The 18,048-nt window shown below is 44.2% G+C and carries 16 protein-coding genes; 2 read left to right on the top strand and 14 right to left on the bottom strand.

The window, feature by feature from the left end:
- Positions 1 to 133: 133 nt before the first annotated feature.
- The 8 genes from M3152_RS07005 to M3152_RS06970 all read right to left on the bottom strand — a co-directional run bounded on the left by M3152_RS07005 (position 134) and on the right by M3152_RS06970 (position 10,199).
- The gene (locus tag M3152_RS07005) at positions 134 to 1,444 is read right to left on the bottom strand and encodes a dihydrolipoamide acetyltransferase family protein (protein WP_251694458.1); all 1,311 of its coding nucleotides are present in this window, start codon (positions 1,442 to 1,444) and stop codon (positions 134 to 136) included.
- Between the two features lie 20 nt (positions 1,445 to 1,464).
- A complete protein-coding gene (locus M3152_RS07000; protein WP_251624484.1) occupies positions 1,465 to 2,448 on the bottom strand; it encodes an alpha-ketoacid dehydrogenase subunit beta in 984 nt (327 codons plus the stop codon).
- On the bottom strand, positions 2,448 to 3,455 hold the full coding sequence (locus tag M3152_RS06995) for a thiamine pyrophosphate-dependent dehydrogenase E1 component subunit alpha (protein ID WP_251694457.1): 1,008 nt from the start codon (positions 3,453 to 3,455) through the stop codon (positions 2,448 to 2,450). Before M3152_RS06995 ends, M3152_RS07000 begins: the two co-directional genes overlap by 1 nt.
- 74 nt (positions 3,456 to 3,529) lie before the next feature.
- The gene (gene lpdA / locus M3152_RS06990; RefSeq protein WP_251694456.1) at positions 3,530 to 4,957 is read right to left on the bottom strand and encodes a dihydrolipoyl dehydrogenase; all 1,428 of its coding nucleotides are present in this window, start codon (positions 4,955 to 4,957) and stop codon (positions 3,530 to 3,532) included.
- A gap of 29 nt (positions 4,958 to 4,986) precedes the next feature.
- Positions 4,987 to 6,060, bottom strand: a complete 1,074-nt coding sequence (gene buk, locus M3152_RS06985) for a butyrate kinase (RefSeq protein WP_285847114.1) — start codon at positions 6,058 to 6,060, stop codon at positions 4,987 to 4,989.
- A gap of 54 nt (positions 6,061 to 6,114) precedes the next feature.
- Positions 6,115 to 7,212: a Leu/Phe/Val dehydrogenase gene (locus M3152_RS06980; protein WP_251694454.1), complete on the bottom strand. Its 1,098-nt coding sequence runs from the start codon at positions 7,210 to 7,212 to the stop codon at positions 6,115 to 6,117.
- A 30-nt stretch (positions 7,213 to 7,242) separates the two neighbouring features.
- Positions 7,243 to 8,151 (bottom strand): phosphate butyryltransferase, encoded by a 909-nt coding sequence (gene yqiS / locus M3152_RS06975; protein ID WP_251694453.1) that lies wholly within the window; start codon positions 8,149 to 8,151, stop codon positions 7,243 to 7,245.
- A 14-nt stretch (positions 8,152 to 8,165) separates the two neighbouring features.
- Positions 8,166 to 10,199: a sigma 54-interacting transcriptional regulator gene (locus tag M3152_RS06970; RefSeq protein ID WP_251694452.1), complete on the bottom strand. Its 2,034-nt coding sequence runs from the start codon at positions 10,197 to 10,199 to the stop codon at positions 8,166 to 8,168.
- Positions 10,200 to 10,325: 126 nt separating this feature from the next.
- Between M3152_RS06970 and M3152_RS06965 the strand changes: the two genes are divergently transcribed.
- Positions 10,326 to 10,556: a DUF2627 domain-containing protein gene (locus M3152_RS06965; RefSeq protein WP_251624491.1), complete on the top strand. Its 231-nt coding sequence runs from the start codon at positions 10,326 to 10,328 to the stop codon at positions 10,554 to 10,556.
- A gap of 606 nt (positions 10,557 to 11,162) precedes the next feature.
- The gene (locus M3152_RS06960) at positions 11,163 to 11,306 is read left to right on the top strand and encodes a hypothetical protein (RefSeq protein WP_251694451.1); all 144 of its coding nucleotides are present in this window, start codon (positions 11,163 to 11,165) and stop codon (positions 11,304 to 11,306) included.
- 48 nt (positions 11,307 to 11,354) lie between these two features.
- Here the strand turns inward: M3152_RS06960 and M3152_RS06955 are convergent, their stop codons facing one another.
- The 6 genes from M3152_RS06955 to ahrC form a co-directional block, all read right to left on the bottom strand.
- Positions 11,355 to 12,080, bottom strand: coding sequence for a glycerophosphodiester phosphodiesterase (locus tag M3152_RS06955; protein ID WP_251694450.1), 726 nt, complete (start codon positions 12,078 to 12,080; stop codon positions 11,355 to 11,357).
- Positions 12,055 to 13,641 carry a DUF342 domain-containing protein gene (locus tag M3152_RS06950; RefSeq protein ID WP_251694449.1) on the bottom strand — a complete coding sequence of 529 codons (1,587 nt, stop codon included), beginning with the start codon at positions 13,639 to 13,641 and terminating at the stop codon, positions 12,055 to 12,057. Before M3152_RS06950 ends, M3152_RS06955 begins: the two co-directional genes overlap by 26 nt.
- A gap of 105 nt (positions 13,642 to 13,746) precedes the next feature.
- Entirely contained in the window at positions 13,747 to 14,535 is a 789-nt protein-coding gene (spo0A, locus tag M3152_RS06945; RefSeq protein WP_251694448.1) for a sporulation transcription factor Spo0A, read from the bottom strand.
- Positions 14,536 to 14,746: 211 nt separating this feature from the next.
- Positions 14,747 to 15,718: a SpoIVB peptidase S55 domain-containing protein gene (locus M3152_RS06940; RefSeq protein WP_251694447.1), complete on the bottom strand. Its 972-nt coding sequence runs from the start codon at positions 15,716 to 15,718 to the stop codon at positions 14,747 to 14,749.
- Between the two features lie 100 nt (positions 15,719 to 15,818).
- Positions 15,819 to 17,519 carry a DNA repair protein RecN gene (recN, locus tag M3152_RS06935; protein WP_251694446.1) on the bottom strand — a complete coding sequence of 567 codons (1,701 nt, stop codon included), beginning with the start codon at positions 17,517 to 17,519 and terminating at the stop codon, positions 15,819 to 15,821.
- A 38-nt stretch (positions 17,520 to 17,557) separates the two neighbouring features.
- Positions 17,558 to 18,007, bottom strand: a complete 450-nt coding sequence (ahrC, locus tag M3152_RS06930; RefSeq protein WP_251694445.1) for a transcriptional regulator AhrC/ArgR — start codon at positions 18,005 to 18,007, stop codon at positions 17,558 to 17,560.
- Positions 18,008 to 18,048 lie beyond the last annotated feature (41 nt).

The following is an 18,048-nucleotide window of genomic DNA, read 5'->3' as shown; positions in this document are numbered from 1 at the left end:
GCATCTGAATATTCTTCATCTACTTATAGTTTACCTGACTCACCAATTGTTTGAAAGCGCAAAAGGGAATTGGAAAGGTAGAGAAATTGAAAAAAGCCGCCCCTCGCGATTAGGAGGGACAGCCTTCTGCTTATTAATAGACAGATGTATTCTCTGATGTGATGTTTTCAAGGATTTCCTTTACTCGTGCAAGGAAACGACCAGCCACTAACCCATCAAGCACGCGGTGATCGAGTGATAGACAGAGGTTTACCATATCGCGCACGGCAATCATATTGCCGTTCATAACGACAGGGCGTTTGACGATTGATTCGACTTGTAAGATTGCTGCTTGTGGGTAGTTGATGATACCCATTGATTGGATGGAACCGAATGAACCAGTGTTATTAACAGTGAATGTCCCGCCTTGCATCTCTTCGGCCTTCAACTTGCCCGAACGCACTTTTGATGCGAGATCATTGATGTCACGACCGATGCCTTTGATTGTTTTTTCATCGGCATGCTTAATGACCGGGACGTATAATGCATCTTCGGTAGCAACTGCGATGGAAATATTAATATCTTTTTTCTGGATGATCTTGTCTCCTGCCCACATAGAATTCATCATTGGGAATTCCTTCAAGGCTTGGGAAACTGCTTTCACGAAGAAAGCAAAATATGTCAGGTTGAAGCCTTCTTTCTGCTTGAACTCATTTTTCAGGGAGTCACGATACTGGACAAGGTTCGTTACGTCCACTTCGATCATTGTCCATGCATGTGGCGCTTCGTGTTTGGAGCGGAGCATATTTGTCGCGATCGCACGTCGCACTCCTGTAATCGGAATTTCGATATCACCTGCAGCGGTCGGAATTGAGACAGGCTCTGCCGGCTTGCTAGCAGGAGCGCTTTGTACTAGAGCCGCAGCCTGCTGTTCAACGTTTTTCGATGACTGTTCGGATTGCACTGCTTCTGCGGTTGGAATTTCACCGCTATCGATAATTCGTTGGATATCTTTACGAGTGATGCGTCCTTCATTCCCAGAACCCTGGACAAGTGAAAGATCAATATTATTTTCTTGTGCCAATCTCATGACCGCAGGAGAATAGCGTGCTGCTCCAGATTCACGTCTAATAGGTGCAGCAGGTTTCTGTGAGCCTGCTGCCGGCATTTCATTCGCTGGCTCTTCTTTCGCAGGGACAGCTTCCACCGAAGCTTCTGCGCCCCCTTCCGTTTCGATTGTACAAACGACGATGCCAACTTCTACAGTTTCGCCTTCTTGAACGATAATTTCCTTAATTGTTCCAGCGAAGGAGGAAGGGATTTCGGCAGTCACTTTATCCGTGTTCACTTCAGCCAACGGATCGTATTTATTGACAGTATCCCCTGGCTTCACTAACCACTTTTCAATTGTTCCTTCTGTGACACTTTCTCCAAGCTTTGGCATTTCGATATTTTCTATTGTCATATCCTAGTACCTCCTTCCGATTAAAATTCTGCTAGTTCTCGTGCAGCTTTTTCAACTTTATCCGGGTTGACCATGAAGAATTTCTCCATAGTCGGTGCATAAGGCATTGCTGGAATATCAGGACCTGCAAGACGTCTGATCGGGGCATCGAGATCAAATAGGCAGTTTTCTGCAATGATTGCTGACACTTCACTCATTATGCTGCCTTCTAAATTGTCTTCTGTGACGAGCAACACTTTTCCGGTTTTGGAAGCCGCTTCAATGATGGCTTCTTTATCCAACGGGTAAACTGTCCGCAAATCAAGAATATGAGCAGAAATTCCATCTTCAGCCAGTCTTTCCGCTGCTTGCAATGCGAAATGCACACAGAGGCCGTAGGTGATGATTGTAATATCGTCCCCTTCGCGCTTCACATCCGCTTTTCCGATTGGCAGTACGTACTCTTCTTCAGGAACTTCCCCTTTGATTAAACGGTATGCCCGTTTATGCTCGAAGAACAGGACCGGATCATCGTCTCTGATTGCCGCTTTCAATAATCCTTTTGCGTCATAAGGAGTCGAAGGGATGACGATTTTCAAGCCAGGTGTACTGGCGAACATCGATTCGACTGATTGGGAATGGTATAATGCTCCGTGGATTCCGCCACCGAAAGGTGCACGGATGACAATCGGACAAGACCAGTCGTTATTGGAACGGTAACGGATTTTCGCCGCTTCGGAAACGATTTGGTTTACAGCAGGCATAATGAAATCCGCGAACTGCATTTCAGCTATAGGACGCATTCCATACATGGCGGCTCCGATTCCTACACCCGCAATAGCGGATTCTGCAAGAGGCGTATCAAGCGCGCGGTATTCACCGAATTGATCGTAAAGGCCGTTTGTCGCTTTAAAAACGCCGCCCTTTCTTCCAACGTCTTCTCCAAGAACGAATACATTTTCGTCTCTTTCCATTTCTTCTTTCATGGCAAGTGTAATTGCATCAATATACGAAATGACGGCCATTATTCGTTCCCCCCTTCCTCTTTATAAACATGGCGAAGCGCATATTCCGGTTCTGCATATGGTGCTTTTTCTGCATAGTCGGTCGCTTCATTGACAATCGCCATGATACGTTCTTCCATTTCTTTTTCATACGCTTCATCGAGGATGCCAGCATCCCTTAAGTACGCTGCAAATTTAGGGATCGGATCATGCTTCCGTTCGTTTTCAAGCTCTTCTGAATCCCGATACAAACGATGATCATCATCTGAAGAGTGCGCTGTGAGACGATAGCAGATTGTTTCAACGAGGCTCGGCCCTTCACCATTACGGGCACGGTCAGCCGCTTCCTTAACTACCCTGTATACTTCAAGTGGATCTGTACCATCGACAGTCACGCCAGGCATGCCATATCCAATGGCACGATCAGAGACGTTCTCACAAGCCAACTGTTTTTCAACTGGAACGGAAATTGCATATTTATTGTTTTCGACCATAATCACTGTCGGAAGTTTGTGGACACCTGCAAAGTTCATCCCTTCATGGAAGTCGCCTTGGTTGGACGACCCTTCCCCTAATGTAACGAATGTGATGAAATCCTCTTGTTTCATTTTCGCAGCAAGCGCGACGCCCACTGCATGTGGGAGCTGTGTCGTCACGGGTGATGAGCCCGTCAAGATACGATTCTTCCGTTGCCCGAAGTGACCTGGCATTTGGCGACCTCCAGAGTTTGGATCTTCCGCTTTTGCAAATGCCGAAAGCATAAGTTCCTTCGGTGTCATTCCAAAGTGAAGGACAACTGCCATATCACGGTAATAAGGTGCAATCCAATCCTTGTCTTTGTCGAGTGCATACGCAGCTCCTGCTTGAGCGGCCTCCTGCCCTTGACACGAAATGACAAACGGAATTTTACCTGCACGGTTCAGTAGCCACATACGTTCATCTAACCGTCTTGCCATGACCATCGTTTCATATATTTCCAATGCATCTTCATTCGTCAATCCCAATTCTTCATGACGCGTTTTTGCCATTTTAGAAACCCCCTTCTTATCCAAGCATAAAATCGGTGTTCGAATGCGTACGGACAGCCGATTCCGATATTTCTTTACATATGAATTGCTATTCCATCCACAGCAAGGGATGCTTCCCCGATTACTTCAGATAGAGACGGGTGCGGATGGATGGTTGAAGCTACTTCCCATGGAGTTGCATCGAGCACCATTGCTAAACCTGCTTCAGAAATCAAATCCGTCACATGCCCGCCTATCATATGGACACCTAAAATATCATTTGATTTTTTGTCGGCGATAATTTTCACAAATCCATCGGCATTTCCATTAATAAGTGCCTTGCCGATCGCAGCGAATGGGAACTTTCCAACTTTGACATCAAAGCCTTGTTCTTTTGCCTGCATTTCGGTTAGACCAACGCTTGCCGCCTCAGGACTTGAATAAATGCACCGGGAAATGTTCGTATAATTGATCGGTTCTGTTGAAATACCGGCGATATGCTCAACAGCTGCAATGCCTTCATGGGAAGCTACATGTGCCAACTGAAGTCCGCCTATACAATCACCAATTGCATAGATATGGCTTTCCTTCGTCTGGAATGTGGGCTTTGTATTAATAAAACCGTTTTCAATTTGAATTTCCGTATTTTCAATGCCGATTCCTTCTACATTCGCTTGGCGTCCAACTGAAACAAGCATCTTCTCGGCAGTGAACACTTTCATTTCACCTGCTAACTCAGCGGATATCGTGACAGATTCCTCTGTTTTTGAGAGACTGTCCGCGGCCACTTTCGCTCCAGTTACGAATGTGATGCCTTTTTTCGTCAGTAATTTTTTCATTTCCTTTGAAATGTCTTCATCTTCCGTAGGAATGATCCGCTCCGCATATTCAATTACAGTGACCTCGACGCCAAAATCATTCAACATCGAAGCCCATTCGATTCCGATGACTCCTCCGCCGACAATAAGGATCGATTTCGGTAGTTCCGTCATCTGGAGGGCTCCATCTGAAGAAAGCACCTGTTGTTCATCGATTTCCAACCCTTGCAAAGTACGGGGTCTCGAGCCGGTTGCGATAATGAGGTTTTTCAATATGAGCATTTCATTTTCTTCCCCGTTGTTCATTTCAACGGAAATCGTTCCTGGCATCGGAGAAAAAATCGAAGGTCCCAACATGCGGCCGTGCCCTTCATATACATCAATCTTTCCTTTTTTCATTAACCCGATGACACCTTTATGCAATTGTTGGACGATTTCATCCTTTCTTGCCTGGACACGCGCAAAATTCAATGATGCGCCATTCGTATCAACCCCGAACTGGGCAGCTTCATTTTTCGTCATTTGATACACGGAAGCACTTTTTAATAAGGCTTTGCTTGGGATGCATCCTTTATGCAGGCAAGTCCCTCCAAGTGCATCTTTCTCAACTAGTGCCGTTTTTAGGCCTAATTGTGCGGAGCGTATTGCGGCGACGTAACCGCCTGTGCCTCCGCCTAAAATTACAACATCATATTCGTTTGCCATCTTTATTCATGGCCTCCTCTTGCTATCCATCAAGCAGGATAGGTTTTTGCTTGCTCTTCACCATTCAGGACCCGTAGAGCACCCTCAGCAAGGGCTTGCAACTCGTCTTCACCTGGATAGGTTACTACTTCGGATATCCAGCCGACCCGGCTTTTGATCATTTCAACATACTCCTTGCCGTATGCGAGGCCACCAGTCAATAGGATGGCATCGACTTTGCCTTCGAGCACTGTTGCCGCGCTGCCAATTTCCTTTGCGACTTGATATGCCATTGCCTCATAGACTAAAGCCGCATTTGAGTCGCCAGCTTCTATTCTTTTTTCGACAGTCACAGCGTCGTTCGTACCTAAATATCCGACAAGACCGCCCTGTCCGACTAATTTTGCCATGATCTCTTTTCTGAAATAAGTTCCCGAATAGCACAAATCTACCAGTTCGCCGATTGGTACTGTACCCGACCGTTCAGGACTGAATGGCCCATCACCGTGCAAGCCGTTGTTGACGTCTATAACTTTACCGTAACAGTGTGCCCCGACTGTTATGCCGCCTCCCATGTGAGTGACAACCAGTCGGAGCTCATCATAACCTTTGCCGACTTGCTTCGCATATCTTCTGGCGACCGCTTTCTGGTTGAGTGCATGAAAAATTGATTTTCTGCTGATTGGTGCAAATCCCGAAATACGGGCAAGCGGCTGCATTTCGTCGACAACAACCGGGTCGACGATGAATGCAGGGATATTTGCTTCAGAAGCAATCTCATTTGCTAGGATGCCGCCAAGATTTGAAGCGTGTTGACCGGAAAAGCCTTTTCTCAAATCATTGAGCATTTCTTCATTGACGTAATATGTACCGCCTGAAATCGGTCGGAGTAATCCTCCTCTTCCACATACAGCATCCAATTCCGTCATGCGGATGCCGCCAACTTCCATAGAAGAATAGATGGCCTCTTTCCGAAAATTATATTGATCGATGACCGAATCGAAGTGTGCAAGCTTTTCCGCCTGATGCCTCAATGTGTCTTCAAATATGATTTGATCGTTATCGTACACACCGATTTTCGTTGATGTGGATCCGGGGTTTATGACGAGAATCCGGTACCTCATTTTTCGCACGGTCATCCTCCTCTCGGGGTGCACCTGTTAGGGAATGATTTGCTATTATTTTTTTCGTGTAAGAACACTTTTTTCGTTTTGCAGGAACTGTCCACGTGATTTGGCAACACGGGCGATACGTTCCTCAGCAAGTCGATCCGCTGCAACGTACGATGGAATGTTATCGCGCTTTGATATCGCGAAAATCTTTTCAATCGTATCGTAAATTCCAGCGACGCGTTTCAATGCACGTTCCCGGTTATAGCCAGCAAGCTCATCAGCCACATTGATGACGCCTCCGGAATTGATGACGTAGTCAGGTGCGTAGACGATTCCCATTTCATGGATTGTATCGCCGTGCTCCGGATTCTTCAATTGGTTATTCGCTGAACCAGCAATGACTTTCACTTTTAGTTGTGGAATCGTTTCGTCGTTGATGATGGCGCCCAATGCGCATGGAGCGAAAATGTCCGCTTCTTGCGAATAAATTTCGTCGGTATCGACGGCAGTTGCGCCAAAAGCCTCAACAGCACGTTGAACAGCTTCCTTATTAATATCAGTAACAATCAGCTTTGCGCCTTCTTCATGCAAGTATTCGCATAATGTGTAGGCGACGTTTCCAACGCCTTGGACAGCTACTGTCTTGCCTTCAAGAGAATCACTTCCGAATGCTTCTTTCGCTGCAGCCTTCATCCCCTTATAAACACCGAACGCCGTGACAGGCGAAGGGTTGCCCGAAGAACCAAACTCTGCGGAAACGCCAGTAACATAATCCGTCTCCAAATGAATCAAATCCATATCCTCTTCTGTTGTACCTACATCTTCTGCTGTAATATATCTTCCGTTCAACCCTTCTATGAAGCGGCCGAATGCGCGGAACATCTCTGGGTTTTTATCCGTTTTCGGGTTTCCGATGATGACCGTCTTTCCGCCACCTAAATCGAGTCCCGCAGCGGCATTTTTATACGTCATTCCTTTTGCTAGTCGAAGTGCGTCCTCGATTGCTTCTTCTTCACTCGCATATGTCCACATGCGAGTACCGCCTAAAGCAGGTCCTAAAGTCGTATCGTGGATTGCGATAATCGCTTTCAACCCTGAAGTTTTGTCTTGGCAAATAACCAACTGTTCGTAATCGTGAGTTTCCATATAGTTAAAAATTTCCATAATGCATTTCCTCCTCCGGAATATCCGTTTTTAGTTTTTAGATGCCTGAATGGCTAATGCCAACGAGTACAGCTTGCTTTCTGCGCTATCAGATCTGGATGTCAATACGATCGGAGCACTGGCACCTTGTATGATGCCGCCGACTTTCGCTTTTGCGAAATACATGAGTGACTTATATAAGATATTTCCCGCCTCGATTGAAGGCACTACGAGAATGTCCGCCAGCCCCGCAGTTTCGCTCGTTATTCCCTTGTGCTTGGCGGATTCGATGGAAACTGCATTATCCAATGCAAGTGGGCCATCGATGATGCAGTCCTTAATTTGCCCTCTTTGATTCATGACAACAAGCGATGCTGCATCAGTCGTGGGTGTCATTACCGGATTGATTGTCTCGATTGCTGCAAGTGGGGCGACAATCGGCGTTTTTACGCCACATGCCCTGGCGGCGGCAACCGAATTCCGGATAATTTGGGCTTTCTCTTCCAAAGTGGGCGCAATGTTCATGCCAGCATCCGTGACGAAAAGCAACCTGTCATAGCCTTCCACTTCAAAAGCCGCTACATGGGAGAGGATTTTTCCGGTCCGTAACCCATATTCTCCGTTCAATACGGCTTTCAGAATAAGTGCAGTCGGCAAGTTGCCTTTCATTAGCACTTGTGCATCCCCGCTTGAAACGGCACGTACGGATTTTTCCGCCGCTTCTTCGTTGCTGTCAGTATGGATTAGGGTGATGTAAGGATGTCCGTACAGTTCTGGAAAATGGTCTTTAATCGCCAGTCGCAACCTTTCTTCATTATCAAATAAAAGAAAGGATGCAATTCCTTTCATGACCGACATTTCCACTGCTTCTAACACTGCCGAATCGGCGGCGCATGCAACGGATACGACCCGTGTACCAGAAGAAGCCGTTCTTTCGACTAAAGCATCCAGCGTCGACATATGAGCAGCCTCCTTCAGATGAGTTTGTATTTCTCCAATTTATAATATAAGGAACGCAATGAAATGCCAAGACGGTTTGCTGTCAATGACTTGTTCCCGTCATGTTCAGCCAAAGCCTTTTCAAGTACGGTTCGTTCGTAATCATCCATAACTGTGGCCAGTGTACTGATTTCGGGAATGGCAACTTCCCCGGCTTTAACCTCATTTGTGGAAAGGGACCTTCTTATATCTTCTTCCCCTATGACAGCTGTTCCATGCTTTATAAAAATCATTGCTCGGCTTAAGACATTTTCAAGTTCCCGTACATTTCCTGGCCATTCATATTTTTGCAGCCTTTGCATAGCTTCTTCAGAAATGCTTTCTACATTCATGCCAAACTCCTGATTCAGCTTCTTCAATAGCTGAAGTGCGACTTCCGGAATATCCGATTTCCTCGTTCGTAATGAAGGTATTTGAATCGACAACCGATTGAGCATGTAATACAAATCCACATTAAACGTACCTTCATGAATTGACTTTTCAAGGTTTTTTGTAGAAGCCACAATAATTCGAGCTGTCTCAGTCGATGCCTCACTTCTCCTATTGGTCATTGAAAGTTGTAGGTAATCAAGGAGTCTTGATTGGACGGCTAATGGCAAATTGGTCACTTCGTCCAAAAAAAGAGTCCCTTTACCTGCTTCCTCCAATAATCCCGCCCTGAATGTAGCACCTGTGTCATGAGTTACGTTATCCCCGAAGATTTCTTTCTCTATTACAAAAGGATCAATTGCCGCACAATTCAAACGGATGAACTTACTTGACTTCCTGTCACTACCGCTATGAATCGCATTCGCAAACAATTCTTTCCCTGAGCCTGCTTCCCCTCGTAGTAAGACCGGAATATCCGATTTCGATGCAACCTTTGCCTGATCGATAGCAAGATTGATCTCAGAGGAGCTGCCATGGATATCGTCGAATGTACAAGTCGACTCCAATTTTCGGATTGTTTGTCTTGCCCAATCAAGTTCCTTCATAAGGCTTCGCATTTCAGTGATATCGTGAATGACACCAATACTTCCCTTCACTTCCTGATTTACAATAATAGGAGCCACGTTTACGATGACATCCCGATTATCTTCCCCAATCCTCATATTCACGCCTCTGACTGGCTTTTTTGTTTGCAATACTTTCATATGAATGCTTTCGCCTTCATTGATGTCGACAGACGCCGGTTTCCCGATCACTTCGTCTTCAGATAAGCCTGTTATCCGAGTGTACGCCGGATTGACAAGTATGCCATTCCCTTTTTCGTCAACAACCGAAATTGCGTCGTCACTAGATTGAATGATCGCTTCCAGCATCGTTTTCACTGATTTCAAATCAGTTATTTCCTCTGCGAGCTTGACAACCTCGGACACATCTTTAAATATTGCAAATGCACCAAATGTCTTTCCCTCCGTGGAAATGAGCGGATAACGGGAACTTACAATTTTCACTCCGTTGCGCAGAATCAACTCTTCATTTACTTCGGAGCGTCCGGACGAAAGTACTCTGACCAATTTACTGTCTGGGATAATGTCAGTAATCGATTTGCCGATTGCGTCGAAATCAGAAACTTCTAACATCATGCAAGCGCTTTCATTAATAAAATCAATAATCCCTTTATGATCGATACCAATCATGCCTTCATCAATTGAATTAAATATGAGACGCTGCCTATCCATTTCCGTTTGTATCTTACGGATGTATTGATCATTTTCATTCAATAGTCCTACGAGTAGATTCGCGACAGATCCGGGAATTAATACCGTATTCATGTGGATGCTCTTCATCAATTCATCAAAAACTGCTTTGTCTCCAGATACATCAAAAACAATTTGGACTTCATCAGTCAAGAAAAGCTTCCAATCGGAGCCATACGAGATTCCTAGTTTCTTGGCGATTACAAGTCCTGGTGCCTGTTCATCAATATCGACAATTGCCGACACATTCATGAAATTTGAGTTCAAGAGCAGGTTCAGTATTTTCGTGCCCCCGGATCCCGCTCCAACAATGAGTACATTTTGCAAGGATATTCATTCTCCTTTTTGCACCATGCAATCTTTTGCAAATCTATATTCATAATACACGATTGTTCTGTTCTTGACAATAATTGTTGAGCAGGTAAAATTATATTTGGTAAGGAGATTGATATTATGGCTCGTATGGCGGCATTCATCGTACTTCTGATTCCTATTCTTATCACAGCAGGCGGTATTAAGCTCATGCGTGATTCACTTTTCGGAATCCAATTTGCTCCATTTCCTTTCATCTGGCTACAATTCACGGTGGGCTTCCTCATGTTCGGTGCAGGTCTTGCCTTCTTTGCAGGTTTCCTGCTACGACGTGATAGACGAAAAGGAAGGGTTCAAGATCGTTTCAAATAATCGTTAATTCAAAAAGGACATCGACGAATTCGCCGATGTCCTTTCATACTATTTATTAAATTCAGCAATTCGAGACTTAGAATTGTTGATTTCGGCTACGGGCGGACGAGTTTTTATCTATAGTCAAGTGTTTTACTAATTTCTTGGTACTTTAGATGATTAAAGGTGCCGAGTATGTCAACAGACTGTTGCTTTCCGTTCCGACGCTCGCTTTCCGCGGGCATGGCTTGAGCCTCCTCGGACGCGAAAGGCGTGCGCCCTGCGGGGTCTCAAGACTCATGCTAGTCCCGCAGGAGTCGAGCGTCTGCACTCCAAACAACAAGTGCTTCTTAATATATAAGTATGCCAAATAGATATACAAGAAATAATGACTATGTGTGTATTTGAAAATCTAACGTATGCAATGTCATCTTCTTCAGCGCCATAGGATTTTTTAATTGAGTCTCCCAATGGATGAATAAAGATTTTCTACTAAAGGGTAGATAATCTGGATAATGTCGAGGGACCAACAGGTATAAGGATAGCGCTTCCAACTGTTAGCGTCGTAAATTGGTTCTTCATCATTACTATCCATCTCCTCTTTCATTTAGTAGAAGTTACCGTTGATTGAAGCGGAGGGCGGCGACTCCAGCGGGAACAGCGCGAGCTGAAGACCCTGGACTGAGCGAAGCGAGGGAAGCGGCTGAAGCCGTGCCCGCGGAAAGCGTCCGCCCGAAGCGTAAATCAACATTATTAATAGAAAAAAACTAAGTGATAGGGGATATGCAAGTCACATTACCCCAATATTTGATTTAGAACCTATTTTTTGAACCTGTCTGGGAAATCTGTTATCCAGCCATCGATATATGGAGGTGGTTGCTGAGTGATTGCCTCTTTACCGGTAACTCCATAGACCCTCAACTTTTTTCCGCTAGCGACCATTTCCCCTATATACGGTTCCTTCAACAAACGTTTATGGAAGTTGAAGCCATCTGCGAAATCATACTTCTCCAGGCAATTCCAATCAGTCGTTGTTCTTTTTGCTAACAATGCAGTTTCAATAGAAGGTTCTATCGCTTTTGCTCTTCGAAGTATTTCCGGATCGAATGAAGACAAATGGACGCTATCGGATAGCATGGCCATACCGATGATTTTATGCAACGTTTCCGGCCTCTCGGAAACGGTCTCTTTCAACTCGATATTTAAAGCCAGTCGTTTTAATTCGCAGAACGAAACGACTTCCTGCAATGTTGGTATGCGATGACCTTTAATAAGCCTAAAGAATTTATTGCCGATGTTTATACGTTGCAATTCACTGAAATGTAGATTTGAAACGCGCTTCCGGATTCCGGAAATTCTGTAAAGATCCATATCATGAACTACGACAGGCACTCCGTCGGCTGTCAATTGAACATCCAATTCAATTCCGTCAGCTTGCATCCTTGCAGCTTCTTTGAATGCCTGCATGGTATTTTCAAAACAGACACCAGAAGCGCCCCTATGCGCGAATACCATCGGGCTAGACATTAAGTGTTTTGTCGACAACTTCGAAGACACCTTTCGTTGGTTTATTCAGCAAACTGGATTTAGACCCGATTTGAATAATGACACCTGGATATGCTTCATGTGAAACTTCAATCTGAGGAGGCTTGGCAGTTTTGATTTTGTAAAGTCCGACCTGGATTTCCCGGTCGAGTTCAAACATCTTATCCCTCCCCGCTTGTAGGGTCTTATGCAACTTATCATATGCATCAGCCTGCTCTCCATGCAATTGGTTTGATAGCCCGTTATCAAGCATCGACAATTGCGTTTCAAGATGCCCGATGTTTTTTTGTATTTTCTTCAATTCCACAGCCATTTGTTGTATTTCAAGGTAGATAAGATCTTTATCGATTCCTTTGGCATACAAATGGGTCATCCTTTCATGGGCATTGCCAGCGAATGCACACTCAATCCTGAAAAGCGCTTCAATACGGCCGCCAATAATTCTGCCTTTTCCTTTATCAACCATAACCGTTTCGCCGACTACGTCTGAGCCCAAAACATATGACCCGACATGGATGTTTTTTGCGAATAGTCTGCAATTGTTTGCGTGCTTTATGTATATATCACCACTTGCTTCTATCACAGAAATGTCCCCACCGAATACTCCGCCCTTAATATAAAGATCCCCTTCGGATGAACATATTTCCTTGGCATTCGTTACACCTTCGTTACCCTCTATGGAAATATCTCCTGTTGCATTGACAGAATAGCCCGACATGACCGTTCCATAGACTGTAACCGACCCGTCAAATGTGATGGAACCCGTTTCAGGGCCTACATCCCCGTTAATGATCAAGTGTTTTCCGACGCCGACAATATCATCGACAAATTCCAGCGCACCGCCGAATAATGCACGAAGTACAAATTTCTCCTGCTCTTCCACTTCCACTACTGATTTCCGGTCATATCGAAGCTTAGCATCGCTACCCCGCATTGCGGCAACAGTATTCCCGAAAATATCCTTGCCAGGTTTACCATCTGTAGGCGGAATTCTTTCGCCTAACCAATCGCCTTCCTCAACATGTGTGACAAAATTCATTTCATAGTAATCTGCTAAACCATCTTCACGGATAACAGGCTTTTTTTCCGGTTTTTCTATATATGTAATTATAGCATCCGCGCCCTTCTCGGGTTCCCGTCCAACTGCAGCCACAATAGCAATCCCCGGATACAAATCTTCTTCTGACAACTCAATTATGCCAAAGACGATACCGGAGTCTTGCAGTGATTTTTCAATCAGGTTGAGCAATCGATGTTGCTCCGATTGAAATTCTGTTATTGTCATATTCAGAACAACTTCAGTTTTCATAAGATCCGGATGAACCATCACTTCAATCAAAGGTAAATAGTAGCCGATTTTATGTCCATCCCCAATTTCCGTCAGTGCTTTTCTCAATGCTGGAAAGGATGCAATTTTAATTCTTGGGTTTTGGTTGGTAATCATGTCAAACGATTTTAAAGGAAAACCGGTCTTTTTCAAGTCGATTACTACATCTTCCTCTATCACGTATAAATCAAAAAAGTCATTTTGAACTAGCAATTCGACACCCCGTTTTCTCATCTATCCTTCTTTCATTATAAAGTTTAAACAATATTTCTACAATAGACAGATAAAAAACACCGCAAATTTACGGTGTTTAATGAGGTAGCTATTTAATGATGCCGGTTAGCTTGCTATATGTTCAAGACGGATTTTATCTGCAATCATTGCTATGAACTCACTGTTCGTCGGCTTGCTCTTCAAATGATGGACTGTATAGCCGAATGTTTTTGAAATGACATCGTAATTCCCCCGGTTCCAAGCAACTTCAATCGCATGCCGAATTGCCCTTTCCACCCGAGAAGGGGTTGTTTTGTACTTCTCTGCAATGTCCGGATAAAGGATTTTGGTTACGGATCCAAGCAGGTCGACATCGGTGTAGACCATTTGAATCGCTTCTCTTAAAAATGCATATCCTTTAATGTGCGCAGGGACTCCGATTTCTTTAATGATCGATGTAATCGTAGTATCAAGAGCACGCTGTGTCATCGTTGTGTCCGCTTCCACCTGTTTGTGAACGGTTGGCCTTGAAGGTTTTGCCGTACCTGAGATTTGGAAGATTTGAGATATCAAGCGGTCAAATTCGAATGGTTTTAACATAAAATAGGATGCGCCTAAGCTACCTGCCTGCGCCATGACATCCTCTTGCCCGAATGCAGTCAACATGATAATATGCATATCGGCTAATGCTGGATCCTTCTTTATCGTATCCAATACCGCAATTCCATCCAAGTGTGGCATAATGATATCCAGAAGCAGCAAATCAGGTTTATTCTCCTGCAACATTGAGAGACATACCTTGCCGTTATGTGCTGTCCAAATGACTTCCAATTCCGGATGCTGCTCGAAATATGCATTCATCGTGTTCACCAATTCTTTATTATCGTCCGCTATTGCAATCCTTACTTTCCCCATCCCATTTTCCCCCTACTCGTTTTTCATCCCTGCCATTATTCTCCATGATTCTATTATTCACATGAAATCTAATTGCTGTAAAGGAAAATTTCGACAAACATTCGAACAATCCTTCTGTTTTCCGAAAAATGAAACTTAAGGATTACGGTTTCGTCATTATTCGACGAAATTCAATAAAAGAAACCGACCCAGGTTTCGGATCGGTTTTTCTTCATTTTCGTTTTTCTCCGTCACGCATTGTGACTAAAAATAAGCCTGCGCCTTTTTTCGGTTCATCGACAAACATATGAGTGACCGCGCCGACAAACTTTCCGTTCTGAATGACGGGACTTCCACTCATGCCTTGTAAAATTCCACCAGTGGCTTCCAGCAATTTCGCATCGGTTAAAACGAAATGGAACTGCTCCTCTTCAATGTCAGTGATTTGGATGGAGAACTTTTCGACTTCGGTCCCTTTTACTGTCGTAAAAATTTCCGCTGCCCCTGCTTGTAATTCCGCGGGCTGCATAATTTCGAGTGGTTCAGCCAACACTTTCTTATAAGCATCGTTCCACGCTCCGAAAATCCCATAAACCCCATTAGTCCTGATTGTTCCCAAATATTCTTCATCTTCTACGATGGAGGAGATTTTATATCCTGGAGAGCCTGGTATACTTTTCTTTATCTGTTCAATTTCCGAAAGGTATATCGCGCCATTTTTAAATGGTGGTGGTGATTTCAAGGAGCTGTCAACAATTTGATGGCCGAGGGCTCCATACGTGCCGCTTTGAGGATCGACGTATGTCAGTGTCCCGGTACCTTCCGTTCGGTCTTTAAGAAAAGGCAGGAGGCGTTTTACAGCATCCTTTTCCGCCAACACCTCAACTGATGTACCTTTCCGACTGATATTCATGTGGATTTTTTCTTTTTTCACTTTCATCATGATGTGTTCGAAATCGCCGAGACTCACGATGTCAGTTCCGTTAAGCCGGATAATGGAATCGCCAGCCTTCAGCCATTGCTCGTTATTAACCAGTACATCATTCGTGACGAAAATGCCCGATAAATCCATTTGAATACCAATTGAATGGCCCATCGGAATAACTTTGTCACCGGAAGAAGCCGAAACTTCATTTTGGATCGGCAGGAAATTCAAAAGCGTGGCAAACGAAACGGATAACATCAGTCGTTTACTCCATCCCATGATTCACCTCCTCAGATGAAAGATACTATTGGTATGTCCGTTCAGATGAATCTTATGAAAGGTTAAATCATGTAAAAAAACGCATACTTGTTGTATGCGCTTAAATGCGGAAAGTCGTTTTTCTTTCGTCTGCCATTGACAGTAATTCATCAGCATGCTGCAACGTCAGTTCAGTTATTTCTGCACCCGACAGCATCCTTGATAATTCTTTCGTTCTTTCCAGGTCAGTGATTTCAGCAACCGCTGTCGTTGTCCGGTTCGACTTCACTTCTTTTCGGATGAGCAAGTGGTGGTCAGCCATTGCAGCGACTTGAGGCAGGTGGGATATGCAAAGCACTTGTGAATGAGTGGCGACCATCGCAATTTTATCTGCAATCGCTTGAGCGACCCGTCCACTTACCCCCGTATCGACTTCATCGAAAATAATTGAAGTTACCCCTTGATGCTTGGAAAAAATTGTTTTCAATGCCAACATGATCCGCGATAATTCGCCACCGGATGCAATTTTAACTAAAGGTTTCAACGGTTCTCCCAGATTTGTTGAAATGAGGAAAACAACTTCATCAAAGCCATTACTGTCAAAACTGCCGGATGCTTTTCGTGTGATCGATACATTGAAGGTGGATTTTTCCATATGTAGCTCTTTCAATTGCTGCATAATTGCATCTTGCAGACGGAGAGCTGATTCTTGTCGGATAATAGATAGTTCATTCGCTTCCACTTCTAGATCTTTTTCAAGTTGGATGAGTTTTTCCTGTTCTTGGCCAAGACGTTCATCCCGATTGAGCAATTGATCTAGATCATCTGCAATCTTTTCCCGATAAATGAGAATATCCTCGATCGTGGCACCATACTTGCGCTTTAGTGATACGAGCATTGACAATCGATCTTCAACAATTGGTAATCTCGTTGGATCGTACTCCATTCGGTCAATGATGTTTTTCAATTCATGTGCAGTATCTTGCAATGAGTAGAAACTTGATGAAATGATCTCCGAATGGGATTCCAGTTCTTTGTCCACAGAGGCGGCATCTTCCAAATCACTCATTGCCGACCCCACCCAATCCAATGCATGATTGTCACCGCTGATCGACTCATAAGCGGTATTCAGACGTTCAAAGATCCTATTGAAGTGTTGAAGTTTCATTTTTTCCTCTTCGAGCTCTTCCTCTTCACCGATGATTAGCTCTGCATTGTCGATCTCTTTTAATTGGAAAGAATAGAGATCGATTCGTTGTGCTACTTGCTGTTCATTTTCATTAGCCGTTTCGAGCCTACGCTTCAATTTCATATATTGGCTGTAAATATCCGAATAATTACGGTGGGCTTCAGCCAGATCCACTCCAGCGAATTGATCGAGCAGATGGATATGCCGCTTTTCATGCATCAATTCTTGATTGTCGTGTTGGCCGTGAATATCGATCAATTGAGAACCGATTTCTCTTAAGCTTGCAATCGTCACTAGTTTGCCATTGACCCGGCACGTCGTTTTTCCACTTGCGTTCAAATCGCGTCGGAGAATAATTATACCATCCTCGCAATCAATGCCGAATTCAGTTAGTTTTTTAAAGACAGGATGATTCTCATCATCGATTGTGAACATCCCTTCCAGTTCGGCTTTTTTTGCACCGTGACGAATGAATTCCTGCGACCCTCTTGCTCCAGCAAGGAGCTGAACGGCATCAATGATTATGGATTTACCGGCGCCTGTTTCTCCAGTCAGAACGGTCAAGCCTTCTTCAAAAGTCACTTCGAGATGCTCTATTATCGCGAAATTATGAATGGAAATCTCACCTAACATTCAAACACGCACCTCCTCCATCGAATCGAACATTCAGCTTAAATGAGCGCCAACAGTCTTTCTTTCACTTCAACTGTTAGGGACTCATCCCTGCAAATGATCATGCACGTATCATCTCCGCAAATTGTCCCAAGCATTTCATCCCATCCTAAGTTATCAATCAAGGAACCGACTGCATGCGCATTTCCAGGCAACGTTTTCAGAATTATGAAGTGACTTGCACTATCAATACCTATGAATGCATCTGTTAACATACGACGAAGCTTTTCTTCGGTATTGAATCTATGGACGGGCGGCAAACTATATTTATAACGACCGTCAGGCAATGGGACCTTGATGAGATGCAATTCTTTAATGTCACGGGACACTGTAGCTTGTGTCACGTCCACTCCGGCGTTCTTCAATTTATCAACAAGTTGATCCTGTGTTTCAACTTCCTCATTTGTAATAATATCCCGGATACGAAGATGCCGTTGTCCTTTATTCAATACAATACCTCCCATGCTTACCATCACACCTTTCTATTTAA

The organism is Sporosarcina luteola (assembly GCF_023715245.1).
Lineage (GTDB): Bacteria > Bacillota > Bacilli > Bacillales_A > Planococcaceae > Sporosarcina > Sporosarcina luteola_C.
The sequence above is the reverse complement of the archived record's forward strand: the minus strand, read 5'-3'. Positions and strand labels throughout refer to the sequence as shown.